The sequence below is a fragment of the uncultured Roseibium sp. genome (assembly GCF_963675095.2).
Lineage (GTDB): Bacteria > Pseudomonadota > Alphaproteobacteria > Rhizobiales > Stappiaceae > Roseibium.
The window spans coordinates 54,599-76,695 of sequence record NZ_CAXXSJ010000061.1; the positions used below are offsets into that span (position 1 = coordinate 54,599).

Annotated in this window: 19 protein-coding genes and 1 tRNA gene; 8 read left to right on the forward strand and 12 right to left on the reverse strand. The window is 59.8% G+C overall.

Translation table 11 applies throughout. From position 1 onward, the window contains the following. Window positions 1–4 precede the first annotated feature (4 nt). The gene (locus ABIN98_RS24160; RefSeq protein ID WP_346913965.1) at window positions 5–220 is read left to right on the forward strand and encodes a DUF2842 domain-containing protein; all 216 of its coding nucleotides are present in this window, start codon (window positions 5–7) and stop codon (window positions 218–220) included. A 13-nt stretch (window positions 221–233) separates the two neighbouring features. Here the strand turns inward: ABIN98_RS24160 and ABIN98_RS24165 are convergent, their stop codons facing one another. Continuing rightward, window positions 234–1,283 (reverse strand): polysaccharide deacetylase family protein, encoded by a 1,050-nt coding sequence (locus ABIN98_RS24165; protein ID WP_346913967.1) that lies wholly within the window; start codon window positions 1,281–1,283, stop codon window positions 234–236. A gap of 179 nt (window positions 1,284–1,462) precedes the next feature. Here ABIN98_RS24165 and ABIN98_RS24170 point away from each other — a divergent pair, with 179 nt between their 5' ends. Further along, window positions 1,463–2,638, forward strand: coding sequence for a GNAT family N-acetyltransferase (locus tag ABIN98_RS24170; RefSeq protein WP_346913969.1), 1,176 nt, complete (start codon window positions 1,463–1,465; stop codon window positions 2,636–2,638). A 51-nt stretch (window positions 2,639–2,689) separates the two neighbouring features. Here the strand turns inward: ABIN98_RS24170 and ABIN98_RS24175 are convergent, their stop codons facing one another. Further along, the gene (locus ABIN98_RS24175; RefSeq protein WP_346913971.1) at window positions 2,690–5,011 is read right to left on the reverse strand and encodes a GumC family protein; all 2,322 of its coding nucleotides are present in this window, start codon (window positions 5,009–5,011) and stop codon (window positions 2,690–2,692) included. 196 nt (window positions 5,012–5,207) lie between these two features. Here ABIN98_RS24175 and ABIN98_RS24180 point away from each other — a divergent pair, with 196 nt between their 5' ends. The 5 genes from ABIN98_RS24180 (at window position 5,208) to ABIN98_RS24200 (ending at window position 10,125) form a co-directional block, all read left to right on the forward strand. After that, complete coding sequence (locus tag ABIN98_RS24180; RefSeq protein WP_346913973.1) at window positions 5,208–5,765, forward strand: polysaccharide biosynthesis/export family protein; 558 nt, start codon at window positions 5,208–5,210, stop codon at window positions 5,763–5,765. Window positions 5,766–5,869: 104 nt separating this feature from the next. Further along, on the forward strand, window positions 5,870–7,099 hold the full coding sequence (locus ABIN98_RS24185) for a glycosyltransferase (RefSeq protein WP_346913975.1): 1,230 nt from the start codon (window positions 5,870–5,872) through the stop codon (window positions 7,097–7,099). A gap of 14 nt (window positions 7,100–7,113) precedes the next feature. Next, complete coding sequence (locus ABIN98_RS24190; RefSeq protein WP_346913977.1) at window positions 7,114–8,712, forward strand: undecaprenyl-phosphate glucose phosphotransferase; 1,599 nt, start codon at window positions 7,114–7,116, stop codon at window positions 8,710–8,712. After that, on the forward strand, window positions 8,709–10,040 hold the full coding sequence (locus tag ABIN98_RS24195; protein ID WP_346913979.1) for an O-antigen ligase family protein: 1,332 nt from the start codon (window positions 8,709–8,711) through the stop codon (window positions 10,038–10,040). The genes ABIN98_RS24190 and ABIN98_RS24195 overlap by 4 nt, the downstream gene beginning before the upstream one ends. A gap of 8 nt (window positions 10,041–10,048) precedes the next feature. After that, window positions 10,049–10,125, forward strand: a tRNA-Pro gene (locus ABIN98_RS24200). A gap of 489 nt (window positions 10,126–10,614) precedes the next feature. Here the strand turns inward: ABIN98_RS24200 and ABIN98_RS24205 are convergent. The 6 genes from ABIN98_RS24205 to ABIN98_RS24230 all read right to left on the reverse strand — a co-directional run bounded on the left by ABIN98_RS24205 (window position 10,615) and on the right by ABIN98_RS24230 (window position 15,047). Continuing rightward, the gene (locus ABIN98_RS24205) at window positions 10,615–11,250 is read right to left on the reverse strand and encodes a MerR family transcriptional regulator (protein ID WP_346913981.1); all 636 of its coding nucleotides are present in this window, start codon (window positions 11,248–11,250) and stop codon (window positions 10,615–10,617) included. A 17-nt stretch (window positions 11,251–11,267) separates the two neighbouring features. After that, complete coding sequence (locus ABIN98_RS24210; protein WP_346913983.1) at window positions 11,268–11,582, reverse strand: integration host factor subunit alpha; 315 nt, start codon at window positions 11,580–11,582, stop codon at window positions 11,268–11,270. 143 nt (window positions 11,583–11,725) lie between these two features. Beyond that, window positions 11,726–12,703 carry a beta-ketoacyl-ACP synthase III gene (locus tag ABIN98_RS24215; RefSeq protein WP_346913985.1) on the reverse strand — a complete coding sequence of 326 codons (978 nt, stop codon included), beginning with the start codon at window positions 12,701–12,703 and terminating at the stop codon, window positions 11,726–11,728. Further along, complete coding sequence (plsX, locus tag ABIN98_RS24220; protein ID WP_346913987.1) at window positions 12,700–13,764, reverse strand: phosphate acyltransferase PlsX; 1,065 nt, start codon at window positions 13,762–13,764, stop codon at window positions 12,700–12,702. The genes ABIN98_RS24215 and plsX overlap by 4 nt, the downstream gene beginning before the upstream one ends. Window positions 13,765–13,902: 138 nt before the next feature. After that, window positions 13,903–14,469, reverse strand: a complete 567-nt coding sequence (locus tag ABIN98_RS24225) for a DUF177 domain-containing protein (RefSeq protein WP_346913989.1) — start codon at window positions 14,467–14,469, stop codon at window positions 13,903–13,905. Beyond that, window positions 14,466–15,047, reverse strand: a complete 582-nt coding sequence (locus tag ABIN98_RS24230; RefSeq protein WP_346913991.1) for a ubiquinol-cytochrome C chaperone family protein — start codon at window positions 15,045–15,047, stop codon at window positions 14,466–14,468. The genes ABIN98_RS24225 and ABIN98_RS24230 overlap by 4 nt, the downstream gene beginning before the upstream one ends. Before the next feature lie 162 nt (window positions 15,048–15,209). Between ABIN98_RS24230 and ABIN98_RS24235 the strand changes: the two genes are divergently transcribed. Further along, window positions 15,210–15,647, forward strand: coding sequence for an outer membrane protein assembly factor BamE (locus ABIN98_RS24235; protein WP_346913993.1), 438 nt, complete (start codon window positions 15,210–15,212; stop codon window positions 15,645–15,647). Window positions 15,648–15,741: 94 nt separating this feature from the next. Here ABIN98_RS24235 and ABIN98_RS24240 read toward each other — a convergent pair whose 3' ends face one another. From ABIN98_RS24240 to thiL, 4 genes are all read right to left on the reverse strand, one after another. Then, window positions 15,742–17,886 (reverse strand): sodium-translocating pyrophosphatase, encoded by a 2,145-nt coding sequence (locus ABIN98_RS24240; RefSeq protein ID WP_346913995.1) that lies wholly within the window; start codon window positions 17,884–17,886, stop codon window positions 15,742–15,744. Between the two features lie 221 nt (window positions 17,887–18,107). Then, window positions 18,108–19,334: an MFS transporter gene (locus ABIN98_RS24245; RefSeq protein WP_346913997.1), complete on the reverse strand. Its 1,227-nt coding sequence runs from the start codon at window positions 19,332–19,334 to the stop codon at window positions 18,108–18,110. A 146-nt stretch (window positions 19,335–19,480) separates the two neighbouring features. Then, the gene (locus tag ABIN98_RS24250) at window positions 19,481–20,866 is read right to left on the reverse strand and encodes an MATE family efflux transporter (RefSeq protein ID WP_346913999.1); all 1,386 of its coding nucleotides are present in this window, start codon (window positions 20,864–20,866) and stop codon (window positions 19,481–19,483) included. 234 nt (window positions 20,867–21,100) lie between these two features. Continuing rightward, complete coding sequence (gene thiL, locus ABIN98_RS24255) at window positions 21,101–22,096, reverse strand: thiamine-phosphate kinase (RefSeq protein ID WP_346914001.1); 996 nt, start codon at window positions 22,094–22,096, stop codon at window positions 21,101–21,103. Window position 22,097 lies beyond the last annotated feature (1 nt).

Genomic DNA, 22,097 nt, shown 5'->3' on the forward strand with positions numbered 1-22,097 from the left:
AGGAATGGTTCCCTCTTTCCGGAAGTTCATCGGCATGGTCGCCCTGGTGGTCTTTGTGGTCGTCTATGCCCTGGTCGCCATGGTGATCGGCGACATGACCCTGCAGCAGGCATCGGTGCCGGTCAGGCTGGTCTATTTCGCGATTGCCGGGCTGATCTGGGTGATCCCGGCCGGGGCCATCATCTGGTGGATGCAGAAGCCTGACAGGACGAAAGGCTGAAACGCGATCAGGCTTAACGCAGCCACTTCAGCGACCTGTAAAGCGCGAAGGGCGCGCCCGTCAGATACTGGTCGATGACATAGCCGTCCTGAAAATGTCCGTTCAAGGACACGCGCGGCAGCATCATCGGATCCCGGGCGTTGACCGATTTCAGAACGCCGGGGAATGTGGTCACCGCAGAACTGAAACCATACTCTCTCAGAAGCGCGGCATCCCGCGCGCTCGCAGCCCGGTTGTTTCCATAGGGATAGGCGAAATGCTTGGGCCTGCGGCCGAGTTCTTCCTCCAGCCTGGAAACGCCCTTGTCGATGTCCTGAAGGGCCTCAGCCTCTCCAAGCCGGGCGATCGCGTAGTGGTTATGGGTATGGGCACCGATCGTCACCAGCGGATCGCTTGCCAGCCGCCGCACCTCGTCCCAGTTCATCATCAGGTCGTCAGCAAGAACCGAAAGGTCGAGGCCGTATTTTTCCGCCAGCCGGCGAATGATCGCCCTTTGCTCGACCTCGCTGACCTCCTGGCTCAGGAATGCGCACATCTTGGTGTAGCAGAGGTATTTTTCTTCCGCCGTCCGGCAGGAAATGCCCGCGCCCCCATTGTCACCGGTCAGATGGATTTCGTCGTTCGCGGCAATGATCCTCTCAAGAGCGGTCCACCACATTTCCGTGGTCCGGTCGATCAGGCCGCTGGCCACGTACACGATGAACGGCGCGTTCAGTTCCTTCAGAAGCGGATAGGCAACCTCAAGATTGTCCCTGTAGCCATCGTCGAAGGTCAGCACCGCATAGCGCTTGCGGCCATAGCCCGATTTCAGCAGATCCACGGCCTCGTCAATGGAAATGATCTCATAACCATTGCTGCGGATATGGGCGACCGCCTTGCGCAGGAAGTCCGGCTCGATTTCCAGGTGACTGTTCGGCTGAAACGGATCAGAACTGGCCGGTTTAACCCGGTGCAGCATAAATATCGCGCCACATCCCTGGGTTATGGGCGCCATGGCCTGTCCCAGGCCGCTGCGCTGCAGCACCTGAAACGCGGCCTTGAATAGCTTTTTGCGAACGCCCATTAAAAATCAAACCTCACTGCTTTCGAGCTCAGAAGCTAGCCACTTTTTCTTTATTATTTGTTGCTATTAGTGCGGATGAAATCATTGCATCCACTGGTATTCTCATGGCCGTACAGTCCGCATCCGATTATAAATTCTCAAGCGCTGACACGTTTAAAGCCATGGCTCCGGCGTCCGAAATGTCCCGTTCAGCCTTCACAACCGAAGGTTTTGACGTGACGATCTACCGGGCTCTGGAAAAGGCTGCGCCCGCGTGGCTTTCGCTTGAAGAACAGGCGGACGGTCTGACCTATCAGCGCTTTGGCTGGTTTGAGGCCTGGCACACAGCAGTCGGCAGGGACAGGCAAATCGAGCCGGTCCTCGTCATTGCCCGTCAAAACAACACCTTTGCCTTTGCCCTGCCTTTGGGCCTCGAACACAGACGAGGCTGCAGGGTCCTCACCTTTCTGGGGCAGGAAAATGCCAACCAGAACACCGGCCTGTGGAACCCGGACTGTTATGCCGCGATCTCATCCGACACGTTAACCGCCATCCTGGAGGAAGTCTGCCATCTCGCAGGGGCCGATCTGCTCCATCTGGCAAATATTCCGCAAACCTGGAACGACCGGCCCTCTCCACTTCTGTTGAAAGAACGGACGGAAAGTCCGAGCCCATTCTTCGTCGGCAGGCTCACCAATGATTTCGATAGCCTCTTCCGATCCAATTTCAGCAAAAAATCGGCAAAGTTGCTGATCCGTAAGCAACGCAAGCTTGAAGCGGCTGGAAACTTCCGGGTGTTCCGCGCGGAAACGGAAGAAGACATCCGGCGGGGCCTGGAAGCATTTTTCGCGCAGCGCGCAAAGCGGGAAGCCGAGGCCGGCATTCCGAGCGGCTTTTCATCACCCAAAAAACGTCGCTTTCTGGAGAGGCTGGCCGGTCTTCACCCTGACAACGGTCCGCTGACCGCAGACACGCAGATCGCTGTCTGGGCGCTGGAGGCCGGTGACGCAATCCGCGCAACCTATCTGACCCTTCACCAGGGCAGTCGGCTGATCTGCTATTCAACCTCGATTTCCCATGACGACCTGGTCAACCAGAGCCCGGGAGTCGTGCTGTTGAAAAACATCATCGCCGCCGCATGTGCCGATCCAAGGATAGACATCCTGGATCTCGGGTTGGGCGACGAAGCCTACAAGCACCCCTGGTCGGAACCGCAGCCCCTCAGCGACAGTTTCTTCGCCGTTACCGCCAAGGGTTGGATGAACCTGCAGGCGAACAAGGCAAAACAGTTCGCCAAGGCGAAAATCCGCAATTCCCGAACACTATGGCAGCTTGTCCGCAAGCTCCGGCCATTCGTCCGCAAACTGGGCGGCTGATTTCAGGCGACGCCTTCTTTCAGGCCCGCCTGAAATCTCTCAACCGATAATTCAGGCCGCCCTGCCGGCCCCTCTCCGGGATTTCTCGCCTGAGGCCTTGCCATTGGCAGGCTGTACGACCTCAACCGGCGCCCCGGTGTTGCGCGCCAGCAGATTGGCTGCACTGTCGAGCTCCCGGCCATACCCCCCGCCGGCCGACGTCACCAGGATCTTGTCCGCGAGACCAAGCAGCCTCGCACTGGCCAGCGAGCCATCAATGGCACCCAAATTGACCACGACCGTGTCATAAGTCCGGAAAACGGCCTCCAGAGCCTTGCCGAACCGCGCGCTTCGCGCCGAACGATCGTCGATCGGCAAGCGGCCGGCTTCGATAATGTGAACCCCGGACTCTGGGTCGCGATAGATGACTTTCGAAAAGGCGCTGACACCGGCGACCAGATCGGAAAAGCCCGGGGCCGCACGCGGGTCGTCGACTTCCGGAAACACTTCCAGGAACAGCACGGCGCCCCCGGCCCCGGACGCCTTGCGCGCCAGCTCCAGGGCGAGCGCCTGCGACGCCTCGGCCTCGTCGACACTCAAAACCACGGTCCGACCGTCGATCCGGTCCTCCTGATCAGGCATCCCGGCCGGTGCGGCATCCCATTCGTCGTCATAGTCCGTATCCGCCACCCAATCCGGAGCAATATCCCTGTCATAATCCGTGCGCTTACGGACCGGATCGGCCGGTCTCCGACCTGCGGCCACCGGACCGGAATTCCGGTTCCGTCGCGAACGGCTCGGAGCGGCGGGCTTTTCTTCCTCGACTTCGGACTCAGGCTCCGCCTTTACGGCCGGCGGCGCATCGAAGTCTGAAAAACTGCCCGTCATGGAATAGGCGGCAGGTCCGCCAGCCTCATAGCGGCCGTTCCAATTTGCCCCCGGCATTTGCACCTGTGTCGGATGCATCGGGGCATTGCCCTCCTCTCCGACCGGATAAAGGACGTGTCCGGACAGGAATTCTCCGAGGATCACGTAGGCACAGCCGAGCACGAAGGTAACAAGCGCCGAAATGATGGTAATCGCCAGCACCTTGGGCGCGTAGGGTTCAACCGGAATGCTGGCCCGGGAGATAATACGCGCATCGGCGGGAAGTGCCTGGGCTCGAAGCCGCATGTCCGCCTCGCGGAAACTCGACATCAGCGTATCGAGTTGGGATGCCTTGGCATTGGCCTCACGCTCCAGTTCGCTCAGCTTGACCTGATCGGCATTGGAACTGGCCGCAGCCGCTTTCAGTTCCTTCAGCCGCTTTTCCAAGGCATCCGCCTGCTGGCTCGACACCTTGGCGTCATTTTCCAGTCCCACCAGCACCTTGCGTACTTCGGCGCGGATCTGGCGTTCGTATCCGGCAAGCTGGGAATTCAGCGCCTTGAGCTGCGGATGGTTCGGCAAAAGCGTGATGGAAAGCTCCGCGATCTTCGACTGGATCGCGACTTCCTGTTCCCGGAGGCGCTGGATCAGCTGGGAATTCAGGACATCGCTGGCCGTATCGAAGGATCCGCCTGAATTCAGCAGACCGCGAAGCAGATCCGCCTTGGCCTGCGCCTCGGCCTTTTCGGCCTGGGCTGCGGAATATTTGCTGCTGATATCTGCAAGCTGCTGCTGATTGAGGGTGAGGTTATCCTTGCCCACCAGAAGGTCTGCTCGCGAACGGTAATCGGCAACCGCCTTGCGCGCGGCCTGCACTTCCCGCTGCAGCTGCTGGATCTGCGGCTCCATGGCGGTGGCCGCGACTTCCGTGGTTTCCCGCTTGGCGCTCGCCTGAAGGGCAATGTATTCGTCGAGGATGGTATTGGCCACCGCGGCAGCCAGTTCCGGATCTTCCGCGGAATATTCGACCGCGATCACACGCGATCCTTCGAGACGATAAATTTCCAGGTTCTCATAATAATACTTGAGAACCTTCTCCTCCACGGAAGACCGGGACGTATCCGATGAAAGCCCGATCAGGGAGAAAAGATCATCCAGAGCGGACCCGGCGATGGCCGCCTTGAACTCCGGCACCGCAGCCAGATCCAGACGCTTGGCAACCCGCCGCGCCAGATCGGCCGACATCAGGAGCTGCACCTGGCTGGAAATGCCTTCGGCGTCTAGAAGCGCCCGTTCCTCTTCCACGCCTCTCGTCGCGCCCGGGAATTTGCCGTCCGTGCTTTCTATAAGGACCTTGGCCTCGCCTTTATATTTCGACGGGACGAGTTGAAGCGCCAGGAAAAAGACGCCCCCCACGATCAGGACAAGAGGAAGCAGCCATCTGAGCGCACCTCCGATCGCCTGTATCAGACGGCTCAGATCGAGGGCCATATCATCGGAAGAAACCGGCGGGCGGGTCGCATTCATCGTCAAAACTCCGAACTAATGATCGAATAATGACGAATCAGGGTAAGCGTTCCGTTAAGAGCCACACCGATACGGCAGGTCAAACGTTAATTCCTTCCTCCGCTGTTTTTCCAATGCATCTTAACTGTGTTCACCCTCTTCACGCGCCATTAACCATGACTTGGGATGTTGGGTCAGTGTGTTAGGAGATTCGTTGATGCTTACGAGAGCATTCCTGATTCTGGTGCTTTGTACAGGGCTCGCCGCCTGCAGTGGCTACAGGCGTCCGCCGTCGGCATTTCATGAAACGCTGACCATGCCGTACCAACTCGATTCCAGCGACAAGCTGCGCATCATCGTTTTTGGGCAGACGGATCTTTCGAACACCTACACCGTTGATCAGGCTGGATATATTGCGTTCCCCCTGATCGGCAGCGTCGCCGTGCGCGGTAAAACGCAACAGGAGCTGGCCAACCTGATTGCGCAAAAACTCCGGCAGGGATATCTGCGCGATCCGGATGTATCGGTTGAGGTGGACAGCTATCGACCGATCTTCATCATGGGCGAGGTGCAAACCGCAGGCCAATATAACTATGTCGCCGGCATGACGGTCCAGAATGCGATCGCCACGGCGGGTGGATTCAGCAGTCGCGCCCGGCAAGAGGACGTCGATATTACCCGTCAGGTTAACGGTGAAATTATAAACGGACGTGTTCCCATTTCGGACCCGATCCGCCCCGGAGACACGATTTACGTCCGCGAGCGCTACTTCTGACGCGATGGCGAATTAACCGCGGACTCATCTCCCTGTCGTAAGGTGCAGCTCATCGGCTTCACGGGCTCAAAGAGGCCCGGAGGCTCGAACAGGGAGCATGTACCATGACAACCGATCCGCTTCGGATCATTCACTGTGTGCGTTCGCCGATCGGCGGCATCTTTCGCCACATCATGGACCTGGCCACGACCCAGTCCGAGGCCGGTCATCAGGTCGGCGTGATTTGCGACAGCACGACAGGAAGCGATTTCGACAATGCCCTCGTGGAGGAACTGCGCCCCAAACTCGCGTTGGGTGTCGCCCGGTTCCCCATGCAGCGACAACTGACGTTCCAGGACATGGCAGCGACCTGGAACATTTACAAGTATATCCGGGATCTGAAGCCCGATGTCCTGCACGGCCACGGTGCCAAGGGCGGCGCCTATGCACGCATCATCGGGACCCTGCTTCGTCTCAAGGGGCAGAACGTTACCCGGATCTACTGTCCTCACGGCGGTAGCCTGCACTACGATCCGCATCGACTGGAAGGCCGGGTCTACCACGGCATCGAAAATCTTCTGGCCCGGTTCACCGACGGCCTGGTCTTCGTGTCAGATTACGAATACGCGGCATTCGAAACCAAGGTCGGCCATCCCAAGGCCCTGGCCCGGGTTGTCTATAACGGCCTGCAGCCGGAGGAGTTCAAGCCGGTCACGGAAAATCCGGACGCCTCCGACTTTCTCTACATCGGCATGCTTCGCGATCTGAAGGGCACGGACCTGTTCATCGAGGCGCTTTACAACATCCGCCTCAAGACCGGCACCGCACCCACGGCCGAAATCGTCGGCGAAGGCCCGGACGAGGAGCGCTACAAGGCCATGGTCGAGCGCTTCGGCCTGAGCGACAAGGTGACCTTCCACGGCGCCCTGCCGGCCCGGGAAGCCTTCAAGATGGCCAAATGCGTCGTCGTCCCCTCGCGGGCAGAAGCCATGCCCTACATCATTCTGGAAACTGTGGCCGCAAAACGTCCGCTGATCGCCACCCGTGTCGGCGGTATTCCGGAAATCTTCGGCCGCTTCGCCTCCCGACTGATCGAGCCCGGCCATATCGGCAAGCTGACGATTGCAATGGAAAACGCAATGGAGGCTCCTGCCGAGCTCCAGATCGCAGCCGAAGGGCTGCGAACCTGTCTGGCAGAAACCTTTTCGGTCGAACTGATGAGCGACCGGATCACCACGCTCTATCAGGAACTGCGCGGCGTCGTGCCGCCTGAAACCGCTACGGGCAGATCCTCTTCCCGTTCCGCTCCGGTAGCCGGTGCACAATCCGTACTTGCCAGATCGAGAAACCAATAATGAGAAGCGCGGCCATGAAAACAAGAGGCCGGAATTCGGCACACAAGAAGGCGTCCAACACTCCGGATCTGCGCCAGAGACTGACGGATGGTCTACATCATCTGCAGGAGGCCAGCGACGCCACCTCCTTCGTGGAAGATGAACGTCAGGAGGGCGATCCCAGCGGACTGTCCCAGGAAGCACTGGAGATCGCGGCCTCGTTGGACGACGACGGTATTTCGGTTCCCGTCCTCACCGGTTCCGTGCGCCTGGTCGACATGGCTCTCATTCTGCTGACCGCCTTGGCCGCCTCCCACACCGTTGCCGGAGCGACCACCCTCGGCCTGGCGAACTTCATCGCGATGGGCATCTCGGTCGTCTTTGCCTTCGCCTTTTTCCAGGCATCCGACACCTATCAGGTATCGGTCATGGGCCGGGCCATGTCCCAGATCGGCCGTGTCGCCGCGAGCTGGACGATGGTTTTCGTCATGCTGGCGATCATCCAGTTTACCACCGGTTTCGGCTCGGACGTTTCCCAGCACTGGGCGGGCGTCTGGTTCGTTTCTTCCCTCGCCGGATTGATCTGCGTCCGGCTCGTCGTATCCGCTCTGGTCCGCCGTTGGAGGGCCAACGGGCGTCTGGAACGGCGCGCCGTCATCGTTGGCGGCGGCACAGCCGCGGCGGACCTGATCCACGATCTGGAGACCCAGCCGGACAACGATATCCGCATCTGCGGTATTTTCGACGACCGGGCCAATGACCGCTCTCCGCCGGTCGTTGCGGGCTATCCGAAGCTGGGCAACATCACCGCATTGGTCGAATTCGGCCGGCTTGCCCGGATCGACATGCTGATCGTCTGTATTCCTCTCAGGGCCGAAAAACGCGTTCTGGAACTCCTGCGCAAGCTTTGGATCCTGCCGGTGGATATCCGCCTGTCGGCGCATACCGACAAGGTCCGTTTCCGCAACCGCGGCACGTCTTTCATCGGAACCGTGCCATTCGTCGACGTGGTCGAAAAACCGATCACCGATTGGGATATGGTCGCAAAGCGCGTGTTCGACATCGTCTTCGCCAGCCTTGCGCTTGTCACGCTGTTCCCGCTGATGATCGCCACCGCCGTCGCCATCAAGCTGGACAGCAAGGGCCCGGTCCTGTTCCGCCAGAAGCGCTACGGCTTCAACAATGAAATCATCGATGTACTGAAATTCCGGTCGATGTATCAGGATATGGCAGACCCGGAGGCGAAAAAGGTCGTTACCAAGAATGACGCCCGCGTCACCCGCGTCGGTCGTTTCATTCGCAAAACCTCGATTGATGAACTGCCCCAGTTGTTCAACGTTCTGGCCGGCAGCTTGTCTCTGGTCGGCCCACGCCCGCACGCCGTCAACGCCCATACCGACAACAAGACCTGGGACGACGTCGTGGATGGCTACTTCGCCCGGCACAAGGTGAAGCCCGGCGTCACCGGTTGGGCCCAGATCAACGGCTGGCGCGGTGAAGTCGACACCCAGGAGAAAATCCAGAAGCGTGTCGACTGCGACGTCTACTACATCGAGAACTGGTCGATCCTGTTCGACCTGAAGATCCTGTTCCTGACACCGCTCCGTCTGCTGAATTCGGAAAACGCATATTGAGCGCAGGGTCGGCCGCATTCGGGCAGACGGCCGCCCCTCATCCCCATTTCGCGCTGAGCACGAAGAGCATCGGCAGTGGCGCCTTGTGGCTTGCTGCCTTCCTGTCCGGCTTCGTGATCCGCGAACCGGCGCCTTATGAACTCTATATGGCCGGTTTGCTGGTCATCTGGCTTGCCTGCGGCCTGAAACTGAGGCGGGAGTTCGGGCCGTTGATCATCTGCATGATGCTCTATTCGGCCGGCGGCATCGCATCGGTACCGCTCGCCCGGGAATTCGACGTCGCCGTCATGTATATGGCGGTCTCGGTCTTCCTGGCGATCACGTCGATCTTCTACGCCGCCATCCTTGCCGACGATCCGCAGCGCTACAAGACGATTGAGAGCGGCTTGCTGGCCGGTTCCGTTTTCGTCGCCTTCATCGGGGTCGCTGGCTACTTCCACCTGTTTCCCGGCGCCGATTATTTCACGCTCTACGACCGCGCCCGCGGCACCTTCCAGGACCCCAACGTATTCGGCCCCTTCCTGGCGCTGCCATCCATGCTTCTCATTCAGCGGCTGTTTTTCGGCAGGCTGAGGGCCAATATCCTGACACTTTTGATGCTGGCCGTTCTGCTGCTCGGGATCTTCCTCAGTTTTTCCCGTGGCGCATGGGGCGTTCTGGTCGCCGCCTCCCTCGTCGTCTATCTGCTCGCCCTGATCACGGAACGCGGACCGGTTAAGCGCCTGCGATTGCTGGTGCTGGGCGCGCTCGGGGTTCTGGCCGTCCTGGCTTTGATTGCCACGGTCCTGTCGATCGACAGCGTCGCCGAGATGTTCCAGCAGCGCGCCAAGCTCGAGCAGCCCTATGACGCTGCACGTCTTGGCCGTTTCGCCCGCTACGCGTTCGGCTTCCAGATGGTCATGGAACATCCGCTCGGGCTCGGCCCCCTGGAATTCAACAAGTACTTTCCCGAAGACGAGCACAACGTCTATCTGAAGGGCTTCACGACCTATGGCTGGCTCGGCGGGACGGTCTATATCGCGATGGTCTTCTGGACGCTGGCGTCCCTGTTCCCGCTCCTATTCAAGCGTCGACCCTGGACACCCTTTCTCCACTGCGTCTTCGCCGTGCTTTTTTCCCATGTCTTCTTGAGCGCGATCATCGACACGGATCACTGGCGCCATGTCTATATGCTCTACGGCATTGCCTGGGGACTGATTGCCGCCGACAAGCTCGAGCGCAAACAGACGATAAATGCGAATCCAAAAACAAATCCAAAAACTCTGGGCACAATCTCGGCCTGGTACCAAATAAGCGCCTTGCACAGCTCTCCTGAAAGAGATAGGTAAGGCGCGTTCGGGCAGTAGCGCAGCCTGGTAGCGCACTTCACTGGGGGTGAAGGGGTCGTCGGTTCAAATCCGGCCTGCCCGACCAACAATTCCACGCAATATGGTGATTATGGCCAGCTTTTGTGCTGGTCTCTGCTCCGCTTTTTCGGTCGGTATTGTCCGAACGGAACTAGCTGGAGATCGCTGCGATTCTTCGAAACGACCGCTTCACGAAAAGAGCGGTACTGACCACAACAAGTGTTACCGGCCAGAATGCCGAATATACGACGGCGAAAATGATCTTCACAGCGTTGCCGTTACGATTTTCGATCATTTCGGAAACAGAAAAAATAAAAAATAACAAGCTCATGACCGCGTAAAATACAATCGCGGCAATAAGAATTAAAAACATGGCCATACGCTCCGCATCAAACCATGATTAGTTATTCGATCATGGTTAACAAAACCGTATCACGACCACCCTTTATCGACAAGAAATGGCGAAAAAGAATTCAGTAGTTTGTTTGGAAAAGATTGAATACTGCCGCTCCGAATGCGTTGCCTCGTTCGAAACCGAAAACAGGCTTTGGAAAACTCAGCGCGCCTGATCCAGAACGCGCTTGCATTCCAGCAGCTCGAACAGGGTCGCCTGAAGACGGCGGACGTCATCCTTGGACAAAGCCTCGGACGCGCCCGCCGCTCCTTCGCCCTCCTTTTCAGGACGAAACCGTTCCATGAAGCGTAAGCCGCCGGATTTGGCCGGCTCCGCATTCCGGACGAGTGTCTCGGCGAGGACGTCTTTCGGCAGGGGCGTCTCGCCTTCAGCGATCTCGACCGTACTGGCCTCTGCCGGAATCAGCTTCTCCGGTTTCCCGGATTGTTCTGCATGTTCATCGATGTGCGAACCATCCTGAACCGGCGCCTGTTGCAAGACCGGAACGGGGATCGCATCCTCTTTCCAGATCTGCATCACGAAGCGAGCGCCCTGCTCCTTCAGGATTCGCTGCACACCCTTGATCGTATACCCTTCGCCATAAAGCAGATGGCGGATCCCGCGCAAGAGCTCCACATCGTCCGGCCTGTAGTAGCGACGGCCACCACCGCGCTTCAGGGGCTTGATCTGGGAAAACCGCGTTTCCCAGAAACGAAGGACATGCTGCGGCAGATCCAGATCGTCCGCAACTTCGCTGATCGTTCGAAAAGCGTCCGGGCTTTTATCCTGAGAGCTCATGCCGCCTTAGTCATCAATCAGGAAGACGAAGAGCCGGTCAACGCATCGTTTATCCGCTGCTTCAACACGTTGCTCGGTTTAAAAACCATGACGCGACGCGGCGATATCGGAACTTCCTGACCGGTCTTGGGATTTCGGCCGATCCGTTCGCCCTTGGAGCGGACCACAAAAGATCCGAAGGACGACAGTTTGACCGATTCGCCCTTCAACAGGCATTCGGAGATTTCGGAGAGAACCCGCTCGACCAGTTCAGATGATTCCGTTCGGGAAAGACCGACTTTCTGATAGACCGCCTCGCATAAGTCGGCGCGGGTGATAGTCCTGCTACCCATAACCCCTCCTCGAAACGCCAGTGATCTGGCTGATTTTGCAACGGAACTTGCTGTAAAGTCCTACGGTATTGCGTCCCAAAGGAACGGTCAACACCAGTCTTGCGATCGTTGCAATTACCGAGACCGGCTTGCCCGGAACTGGACTACCAGCGCAAGAGGACGGAACCCCAGGTAAATCCGCCGCCCATGGCCTCCAGAAGCACCAGGTCGCCGCGCTTCACCCGTCCGTCCCGGACAGCCGTATCGAGCGCAAGCGGAATTGATGCGGCCGATGTATTGCCGTGTCTATCGACGGTCGTCACGACCTTTTCCGGCGCGATCCCGAGCTTCTTGGCGCTCGCATCGATGATCCGCTTGTTTGCCTGATGGGGAATGAACCAGGACAGGTCTTCCGCCGTCGTTCCGGTTTCGTTGAACGCGTCCTCGATCACATCGGTGATCATGCCGACTGCATGCTTGAAGACCTCACGACCTTCCATGCGCAGATGACCGGTGGTCTGTGTCGCGGACGGCCCGCCATCCACATAAAGCTTTTCCTTGTGACGACCGTCGGAACGCAGGTGGGACGTCAGAACGCCGCGATCGGTAATGTCGCCGGCCCCTTCCGAAGCCTCGACAACCACCGCGCCGGCGCCATCACCGAACAGGACACAGGTGGTCCGGTCGTTCCAGTCCAGAATCCGGGAGAAGGTCTCCGCACCGATCACCAGCACCCGCTTCGACATCCCGGAGCGGATATAGGCGTCGGCGGTGGTCAGGGCATATACGAAGCCCGAACAGACCGCATGCACGTCGAAGGCGGCTCCGTGATGGATACCCAGACCCGCCTGGACCGTTACAGCCGTTGCCGGAAACGTGTAATCAGGCGTCGCCGTTGCCAGGATGATGGTATCGATGTCCTGAGCATCCATGCCCGCATTTTCAAGTGCGGCACGCGCTGCATTGAGGGCCAGGTCGGAGGTCACTTCGCCTTCGGCTGCAATATGGCGCTGCCGGATGCCCGTCCGCTGTACGATCCAGTCGTCGGAGGTATCCACCATCGCGGAAAGTTCTGCATTGGTCAGGCATTTGGCCGGCAGATAGCTGCCGCAGCCGATTACGGTCGAACGGATTACGCTCACAAATCACCTTCCGAATTAGCCGCGGCGTCGGCGAACCGGCCGCGATGATAATGCACGAGATCCTGAGCGATCTTGTGTAGCAGTTCGTTGCGCACCATGTCATAGGCAAGATCGATCGCCGCGGCATAGCCTTCGGCATCCGTCCCGCCATGGCTCTTGATGACGATGCCGTTGAGGCCGAGGAAAACCCCGCCGTTCACCTTGCGCGGATCCATCTTGTCCCGAAGCCGGTCGAATGCACTTTTTGCAAACAGGTAGCCGATCTTCGACATGAACGTCCGGTTCATGGCCGAACGCAGGTATCCGGCAATCTGCTTCGCCGTGCCTTCCGCGGTTTTCAGCGCGATATTACCGGCAAATCCTTCCGTTACGACAACATCGACGGTTCCCTTGCCGATATCGTCGCCCTCAACGAATCCTGCATAGGTCAGCTTCCTCAGCTTGGTTTCCCGCAGAAGCCGTCCGGCCGTGCGCACCTCTTCCAGCCCCTTGACCTCTTCCACGCCGATGTTGAGCAGCCCAACGGTCGGGCTTTCGAGGCCCTGCAGGGCCCGCGCCATGGCGCCGCCCAGAATGGCGAAGTCGATCAGTTGCTGGGCATCCGCCCCGATGGTCGCTCCGACGTCGAGGACGACGGATTCGCCGCGCGCCGTCGGCCAGATCGCCGCGATTGCCGGCCGCTCGATATTGGCCATGGTCCTGAGGCAGAACTTCGACATGGCCATCAGCGCGCCGGTGTTGCCGGCGGAAACAGCCACGGCCGCATCACCGCTTTTGACCGCCTCGATCGCGCGCCACATGCTGGACCGCCACCGTCCCTGACGCAGGGCCTGGCTCGGCTTGGCATCCATGGCGACCGATACGTCGCAATGATGAAAGGTCGAGGCATCCCTCACCCGCGGATACTTCTCCAGAAGCGGCAGCACCACCTTCTCATTGCCATAAAGCACAAAGCGAATGTCGGGATGGCGGACAAGTGCGATCTCCGCGCCGGGGATAACCACCTCCGCGCCGGAATCACCGCCCATGACATCGAGGGATATTGGAATGGTTTTCGCCATCGACCGGGTCTTTTGAAACTCTCTGCAGGCAGGGCTTTGAGAAAGCCATCGCCTGTTCCTCCCTTGCCGGAAGGCCGGCAAGGCAATCAAACGCACGCGAACATAACCGTTTCCAACCGCGTGACAACCGTTAATTTATTACGACTGCTCAGGGTCCTGCTTGAGTTTGGCAAGGGCTGCGAACGGGGACGGCTTGCCCTCTTCCTCGCCGCTGTCGGTTTCCTCTTCCTGCTCGAACACGGCACCTGGCTTGCGCGGAAACGGATCGATGCTCAGCGCCAGTTGTTCGCAGATAAGCGCTCCCAGATCAATCACGCCGTCCACCATCACATCCGGCGGATCGAGCGTTTCGAGGTCGATTTCGATCTCGCCCTCGTCATTGAGATCACGCGGGCGGCGCGGCCGGCTGGAGACAGGCTCGAACGTCCGGTCAATTTCTTCCGAAATATCCTGTTCGAACGGTTCCAGTGTGACCACACACTGTTGGGTGATGGTACCCTCGATCGTTCCGACCACGCGAACACCGGCCTTGCGCCAGGGCTTCAGGGTCAGTTCCGCACGAAGGCTGCCGACATTCAAACAACCGTTCGCCTCTGCAATCCGCTTCAGCGCTGCCTTGTCGGGCTCGATCACGATCGTCTCTTCGCGGTCGCCCAAGCGTTCCGCATTCACCTTGTGGGAAAAAGGAAATTTTTCGGCTGTCATTGGTTTTGTCCGTCGTTTCGGCCGGGCGCTGTTTCTTCGCCCGGCGCAAAGGCTGCCGGTTCCGGCCAGTCCAGCTTGCCGGTCATCAGCTCTGCCGTGTCCTTGGCCGCGAGCGCCTTTGAGGCGGCCAACAAATACTGCGCAAGGGCGCGTTCAGCGACCTTGTCCGGCGCATCGGTATAGATATTGCGGCTGAGCGCTTCGGAAAGACCGGCGACATCGTCATTCGCCAGACAGGGCGCATAGGCATCCGCACGGCCGTAGAATGCCTCGCCCATCGCCTTGACCTTCTTGGGAACCCGGGTATCGGTCACTCCCATCTCGCGCAGGCTCGCATCCATGTCATGGAAGAACAGGTCGAACACGCCCTGCGAGAATTCCGAAACTGTCTTGTTTTCGCCCGCAAGTCTTTGAAACAAGACAACGGCGTGGGCAACAATCAGGTCGAAACGCCCGTCCAGCGTGTCGGGAACACGGTAATCGGTATAAAATACCGGCTGCCGCGCTTGAGCCACGATCTCATCGTAGGTCTTGTACTCGCCTTCACGCGGACGACGGCGAAAAAGGCCGAAAAGCATTGCGGTCTCCGGATCTAGTTCAAGACGATTGGATACAAACTTGTATTGCCATGTGCCCTATCCCACGATAGGGACTTTGCCAAGAAACGAATTTGAAGAAAGCACCGCAAGGTTTGCCGCGTCAGGAAAACGGACCGGCCCACAGGAAGACAAGAGACGAGTATGACGATAAAGGCCCACGCCCTGATTATTCCGCTTCTGATCAGCCTGCCGCTGGGCGGCTGTTTCACGACCTCCTACACCCACGGCCATGTGGTGAACTCCGACATGCTGAATCAGGTGCAGGTCGGGTCCAGTAAGGAGCAGGTGGAACTGGTGCTTGGATCGCCTTCGACCACGTCCAGTCTGAATGGCGACGCCTACTACTATATCTCCCAGGTCACAGAAACCACGGCCTTCATGGCACCTGACATCGTCGAGCAGCGGGTTGTCGCTGTTTATTTCGATGAGGAAGGTTATGTCCGCGATATCGCGAATTACGGTCTCCAGGACGGTAAGATCGTCGATCTCATCACCCGCAAGACCCGCACCGGCGGTACGGACTACGGCTTCCTCAGCCAGATCCTGAAGGGCGCCACGAACCCGAGCCTGGGTCTCTGACCCCGGTCTCGGAAGTCAGGTTCCGGACCTCCGGACGAAACGAAAAAGCCCCGGCGGTTTGCCGGGGCTTTCTGTTTTTGCAGAGACAATCCGATCAGTGATGCGCCAGCACGGCGAGCAACAGCAGCGCCACGATGTTGGTGATCTTGATCATCGGGTTGACGGCCGGACCGGCCGTATCCTTGTAAGGGTCACCCACCGTATCGCCGGTCACCGAAGCCTTGTGGGCCTCTGACCCCTTCTCGTGCTTGACACCGTCCTTGTCGATGAAGCCGTCCTCGAAGGACTTCTTGGCGTTGTCCCAGGCGCCGCCGCCGGCGGTCATGGAGATTGCCACGAACAGGCCGGTCACGATCACGCCGAGCAGCATGGCACCGACCGCGGCGAAGGCATCGGCCGGTGTCGCCACGGCGCGAACCACGTAGAACACGACGATCGGCGACAGCACCGGCAACAGGGACGGTATGATCATTTCCTTGATCGCCGCCCGTGTCAGCATGTCGACCGCCCGACCATAGTCCGGACGTTCCGTGCCCTGCATGATGCCCGGCTTTTCCTTGAACTGGCGCCGGACCTCCTCGACCACGGATCCCGCCGCCCGGCCCACGGCGGTCATGGAAATGCCGCCGAAGAGATAGGGCAGCAGGCCGCCGAAGAGCAGACCGGCCACGACGTAGGGGTTGGACAGGTTAAACAGCGTTTCCACATTGATGCCGTGGAACACCGATCCTTCCGCCGCATTGGCGGAGAAGAACTTCAGGTCCTCCGTATAGGCAGCAAACAGCACCAGCGCACCGAGACCTGCGGACCCGATGGCGTAACCCTTGGTCACGGCCTTGGTGGTGTTGCCGACCGCATCCAGCGCATCTGTCGTGGACCGGACTTCTGCAGGGAGGTCCGCCATTTCGGCGATACCGCCGGCGTTGTCGGTCACCGGTCCGAAGGCATCGAGCGCAACGACCATGCCGGCCAGCGCCAGCATCGTGGACACCGCGATCGCAATGCCGAACAGACCTGCCAGCGAGTGCGCGACCAGAATCCCGGCAATGATGATCAGTGCTGGAAGCGCCGTTGCCTCAAGCGAGATCGCCAGCCCCTGGATCACGTTGGTGCCGTGTCCGGTCACCGATGCCTGGGCGATGGACTTCACCGGGCGGAAATTGGTGCCCGTGTAATATTCCGTCACCCAGATGATCAGGCCGGTCACGATCAGACCGACGAGGCCGCAGTAGAACAAGTGCCGCGCGGCAAAGACCGTGCCGCCCGACGTCTCATAGGTCGTGTCGAAGCCAAGCCAGAAGAAGGTGATGATGAACAGCGCGACCGCAGACAGAACCGCCGTCGCGATGAAACCCTTGTAGAGCGCCCCCATGATGGAGTTGTTCGAGCCGAGCTTCACGAAGAAGGTGCCGATGATGGATGTCACCACGCAGCTCGCGCCGATCACCATCGGCAGCAGCATCAGATCGATAGCCGCACCACCCGTGAAGAAGATCGACGCCAGAACCATGGTGGCGACCACGGTCACCGCGTAGGTTTCGAACAGGTCGGCCGCCATGCCGGCGCAGTCCCCGACATTGTCGCCCACGTTGTCGGCAATCGTCGCCGGGTTGCGCGGATCGTCTTCGGGAATACCGGCTTCGACCTTGCCGACCAGATCGCCGCCGACGTCCGCCCCTTTGGTGAAGATGCCGCCGCCGAGACGGGCGAAGATCGATATGAGCGAAGCCCCGAAGCCGAGGGCAACGAGGGCGTCGATCACCACACGGTCCGTCGGCGCATGGCCCATCGGTCCTGTCAGGATCGCGAAATAGACCGCGACACCGAGCAGTGCGAGGCCGGCGACGAGAAGACCGGTCACGGCGCCGGACTTGAACGCGATCTCAAGACCCGCCCCGAGGCTCTGGCTTGCCGCCTGCGCGGTCCGCACATTGGCGCGCACGGATACCATCATGCCGATGAAACCCGCAGTCCCGGAGAGCACCGCGCCAATCAGGAAGCCAAAGGCCGCCGTTGCAGACAGCAACAGCCAGGCAATGACGAAGACCACGGCCCCCACGATGGCAATGGTTGTGTACTGGCGGGTGAGATAGGCCTGCGCCCCCTCCTGAATTGCCCCCGCTATCTCCCGCATGCGTTCCGTGCCGGCATCCGCTGCCATCACGGATTGGATCGCCCAGGCCCCATATGCCACTGACAGCAGACCACAGACGATGATAACGATCATTATCTCGTTCATAATTCCTCCCAATTGTGCAGCAGGCCGTTTGTCTTTTTGTTTTTCGGCCAGCCCAAAACAGCGCCACATGGATGCGGCGCGTCAATGGTCCACACGATAGCAACAGATCGGCAACAGCCGTCAAGTTACTCTTAGGGATTACACACACTTGCCTTTAGGGCAGAATACGGTGCACCGCAGCAATTTCGTCGGAATTTATTTTGACTTTTCTGATCCGGTTGTCAGACCGCAACATGCTTCTTCTCGTGGAAGACCAGCCAGCCGAGGAGCACGGCACACAGGACGACGAAGGGGAAGACCAGCCAGTTCACGGTTGCCCAACCGAAATGGTTGAGCAGCGCCCCGGAAGAAAAGGACGCGAAGGCCACACATCCGAAGACCAGAAAATCATTGGTCGCCTGCACCATGTTGCGTTCCTCGGAACGATAAGTATCCGTCAGCATGGCGGTAGCGCCGATGAAACCGAAGTTCCAGCCGAGACCAAGCAGAATGAGCGCGCTCCAGAAATGGACAAGCTCCACGCCCATGAGTGCGATAATGGCGCAGCCACCGAGCAGGGCCAGGCCGATGGTGACGATCCGCTCCTTGCCGAAACGGGCAATAAGGTTGCCGGTGAAGAAGCTCGGACCGAACATGGCCAGCACGTGCCACTGAATGCCCAGCGCCGCATCGGTCGAAGACAGGCCGCAGCCGATCATGGCCAGCGGCGTTGCCGTCATCACCAGGCTCATCAGGGCATAGGAACAGATGCCGCAGGCGGCCGCGACGATGAAACGGGGTTGCGCCATGATCGTGCGGATCGGCCGACCGCCGTGAGTTCCCCCCGGCGCCTTCACCGGCTTCGGGATCCTGATAAAGGAGACCAGTAGCAGGGCGACAAAAGAAAGTCCGGCTTGCGCCAGATAGGTGCCGGCAAACAGGATCGGCGAGAACATGTCCTTGGTGATAATCACCGTCTGCGGACCGACAACGCCCGCCAGGACGCCGCCGGCAAGCACCCATGAAATCGCCTTCGGCTTGAATGCGTCGCTTGCCGTATCCGCCGCGGCAAAACGGAACTGCTGCACGAAAGCACCGACAAATCCGCTGCCGCTACAGGCGACGATGAACAGCGGGAAATTGCCCTGGAACACCGCGAACGACGCAAGCAATGCCGCAAAAATGCCGAATGCGGCCGCCCCCATGAAGCCGGCCCGCCGCCCGAAGCGGCGCATGATTGCCCCGGCCGGCAGGGTCCCGATGGCCGTCCCAAGCACGAAGGCGGAGACCGGCAGGGTTGCCAGCGACTTGTCGCTTCCCAGAAGGCTGCTGCCGATCAGCGATCCCGTGGCGATCACGATGGAGGCGGATGCACCGCCCAGCGCCTGGGCGAAGGCGAGCAAGAGGGCATTGCGCTTGGCAAGCCGGTCATCGATGAACCCGTGGGAAGCAGCGGCAGTGGCAGACATGTCTGTTCCTGAGAATACGAACGTCTTTTTAAAGAGAGCTGTCATGCCTACACGAGCGCGCCGGGTTTGACAGCCCCTAATTTCAGGGGAGCGCAACTAGACGTAATAATTGGCGAGCCAAAAACATCTCAGGCTCTCCCTCCCCTTCATGCCTCGGTGACGAACAGCCCCCATCTCAGGTTCCGGCTGCGGGCCGTTGCGACCAGCACAACAGTCGTCAGCCCGAAAAGGAGGACTTCGGCAACGGGCGTCGCCATCCAGATCCCCACTTCGCCAAACGCAAGCGGAAGCAGGAAGATCATGGGTATGACGAAGGCATAGGGCTTGGCCAGTCCGAGCACCGCCGCCCGTCCCGCGTCGCCGATGGACTGGAAATAGATGGCAATCATGACCAGCGGGCCCGACAGGAAATACATCGCCGTCATCACCGGCAGGATCCGCACCACTTCTCCAACCACCAGCCTGTCGTCGACAAAGGCGAAGCCGATCGGCTCGGCAAAAAGGACGAGCGCGCCTTCCGCGGCGATGCAGTACACAAACGCGATCGCCAGTCCCAGGCGAAGGCTGGTATTGGAGCGCGTCCAGGCCTCCGCGCCGTAATTGTTGCCCACGATTGCCTGCAATGCCTGAGACAACCCGAGAAGCGGCAGGAACACGAAGGTCATGATGCGGGTGATGATGCCATAAGCCGATACTGTCGCCTGATAATTACCGCTGCCGCTCAGCTGCAGCGCGGCAATGATCGAAGCCGAAACCAGCGCGATCCCCATGAAATTCAGGCTTTGCGGTGCACCAAGCGCCAGAATCCGTTTCCAGCCGGTCAAAGGGCTATGGTGCAGCAAGGAACCCGGTCTCAACGGCGTCCGTCCCCGCACCCGAAAGACGACAATGATCGCCAGAGCCAAAGCCTGGGCAAGTGCCGTGCCGAAGGCGGAGCCGGCGACCCCCAACCCCATGACCACGATCAGCACATAGGTGAAACCGATATTGGCCAGAGACACCAGCAGGCTCATGGCCGCCATGAAGCCGGTACGCCCTTCAATGCGTAGCGCGTCCACATTGACCGCCATCACGAAGAAAACCGGCGACGACAGCACCAGGATCCGAAGATAGACATACCCCAGATGCTCCAGAACCGGCGACCCGTCGGCGGCAAGCCGCGTCACCGGCCCGCCGAGGACCAGGAAAAGCACGATTAGGCAGCCCGACACGACAACCGCCAGCCCGTGCGCCCCGGCGAAAACCGAGCGGGCCTCGTCGAAACTTCCCGCTCCGAGCCGGCGGGACAGAATGCTGGACATGCCACTCCCGACGAGGGTCGCGAGTGCAATGATGATCATGAAAAAGGGAAACATCAGCGTCACAGCCCCGAGCGCTTCCGGCCCGACGAACACACCGAGAAAAACGGCGTCGATCACGGCCTGAAGGCCGTTCATGCTCATGACGAAGATGATGGGAAGGGCCGTTTTGGCGTAAATGACGCCAAGCGGACCATGGACAAAGGCATTCGGTTTCACGGTGTCCGACGACATGCCGAAATCCTCTTTCTCACATTCCTTGTGATCCCGGCATCTGCGGGAATGGAGGGTGCTCGCATTGCCCCAACGGAACAAAAGGTTTCGGGGTATCGTTCTGAAACAGGCTCTACCGAAGCCAAAGGCTCGCGAGCGGCCGGTGCCTGAAACCGTGGATTTCGAATATCAGAGGCCCGGTTTCATTGGCAAGGCGTTTACGGCAAGAAGGTGCGACGGCTTGGAGGCCGGCCGTCAGAAATGCTGAAAGCCGGCGGTCGGAGATTGCACCGGCAAACCGCCCCGATGCAGCTCGACTTGGCCGTTGCCGGTCGCGACTTCTCCGATCCGGGTCACGGGACAGCCCGCAGCCCCGGCGCCGTCCTCAAACGCGGCAACCGAGGCTTCGGGAACGCACGCCAGGATCTCGTAGTCGTCGCCGCCGCCGAGCAAGCCGGTGAATTCCCGGGGGTTCGCTTCACGGATCTTTCCCAGCGCCGGTGAAACCGGCACAAGATCGAGATCGATCTTGAGATCCACCGCGGACGCCTCGGCGATGTGCTTTGCATCGGCGAAGAGCCCGTCGGAGACGTCCATCGCCGCATGGGCATGATCGCTCAGCGCCTCTGCCAGCTCCACACGCGGACGCGGCAGCAGATATCGGTCGAGAATGTGCGCCAAGTCCTCGTCATGGAGGCCGAACCGTGCGGCAAAGCCGCCGTCGAGGCGTGCCTTCAGGCCAGCTGCTCCGTCACCAATGGTGCCGGACACATAAAGCGCATCCCCTGCCCGCGCGCCATTGCGCCGAACTGCTCTCGCCTGCGGCACCTCGCCGATCGCCGTGACCGATATCTGCAGACCGTCGCCTGACTTGATCGTATCGCCGCCCCAAAGCACAACGTCATAGGCGGCTTGATCGGCTTTGAGACCGGCGCAGAACCGTTCCAGCCAGTCTGCCGTCCAGTCGACGGCAAGCCCGAGACCGAGCAGATAGCCCCTCGGCCGGGCGCCCTTGGCCGCCAGATCGGAGAGATTGACCCGCAACGCCTTCCGCGCGATGGCCTCCGGAGGATCAACCGCGAAAAAATGCACGTCAGCGGCGAGCATGTCCTTTGTCAGGACAAGATCATATCCGGGCCGGGGTGTGAACACTGCAGCGTCATCGGCAAGACCAAGACTGCCGGAATCGGTCGCAAGCGGCGCGAAAAAGCGCTTGATCAGCTCGAATTCGTGCGGCCGGTCACCGGCCATG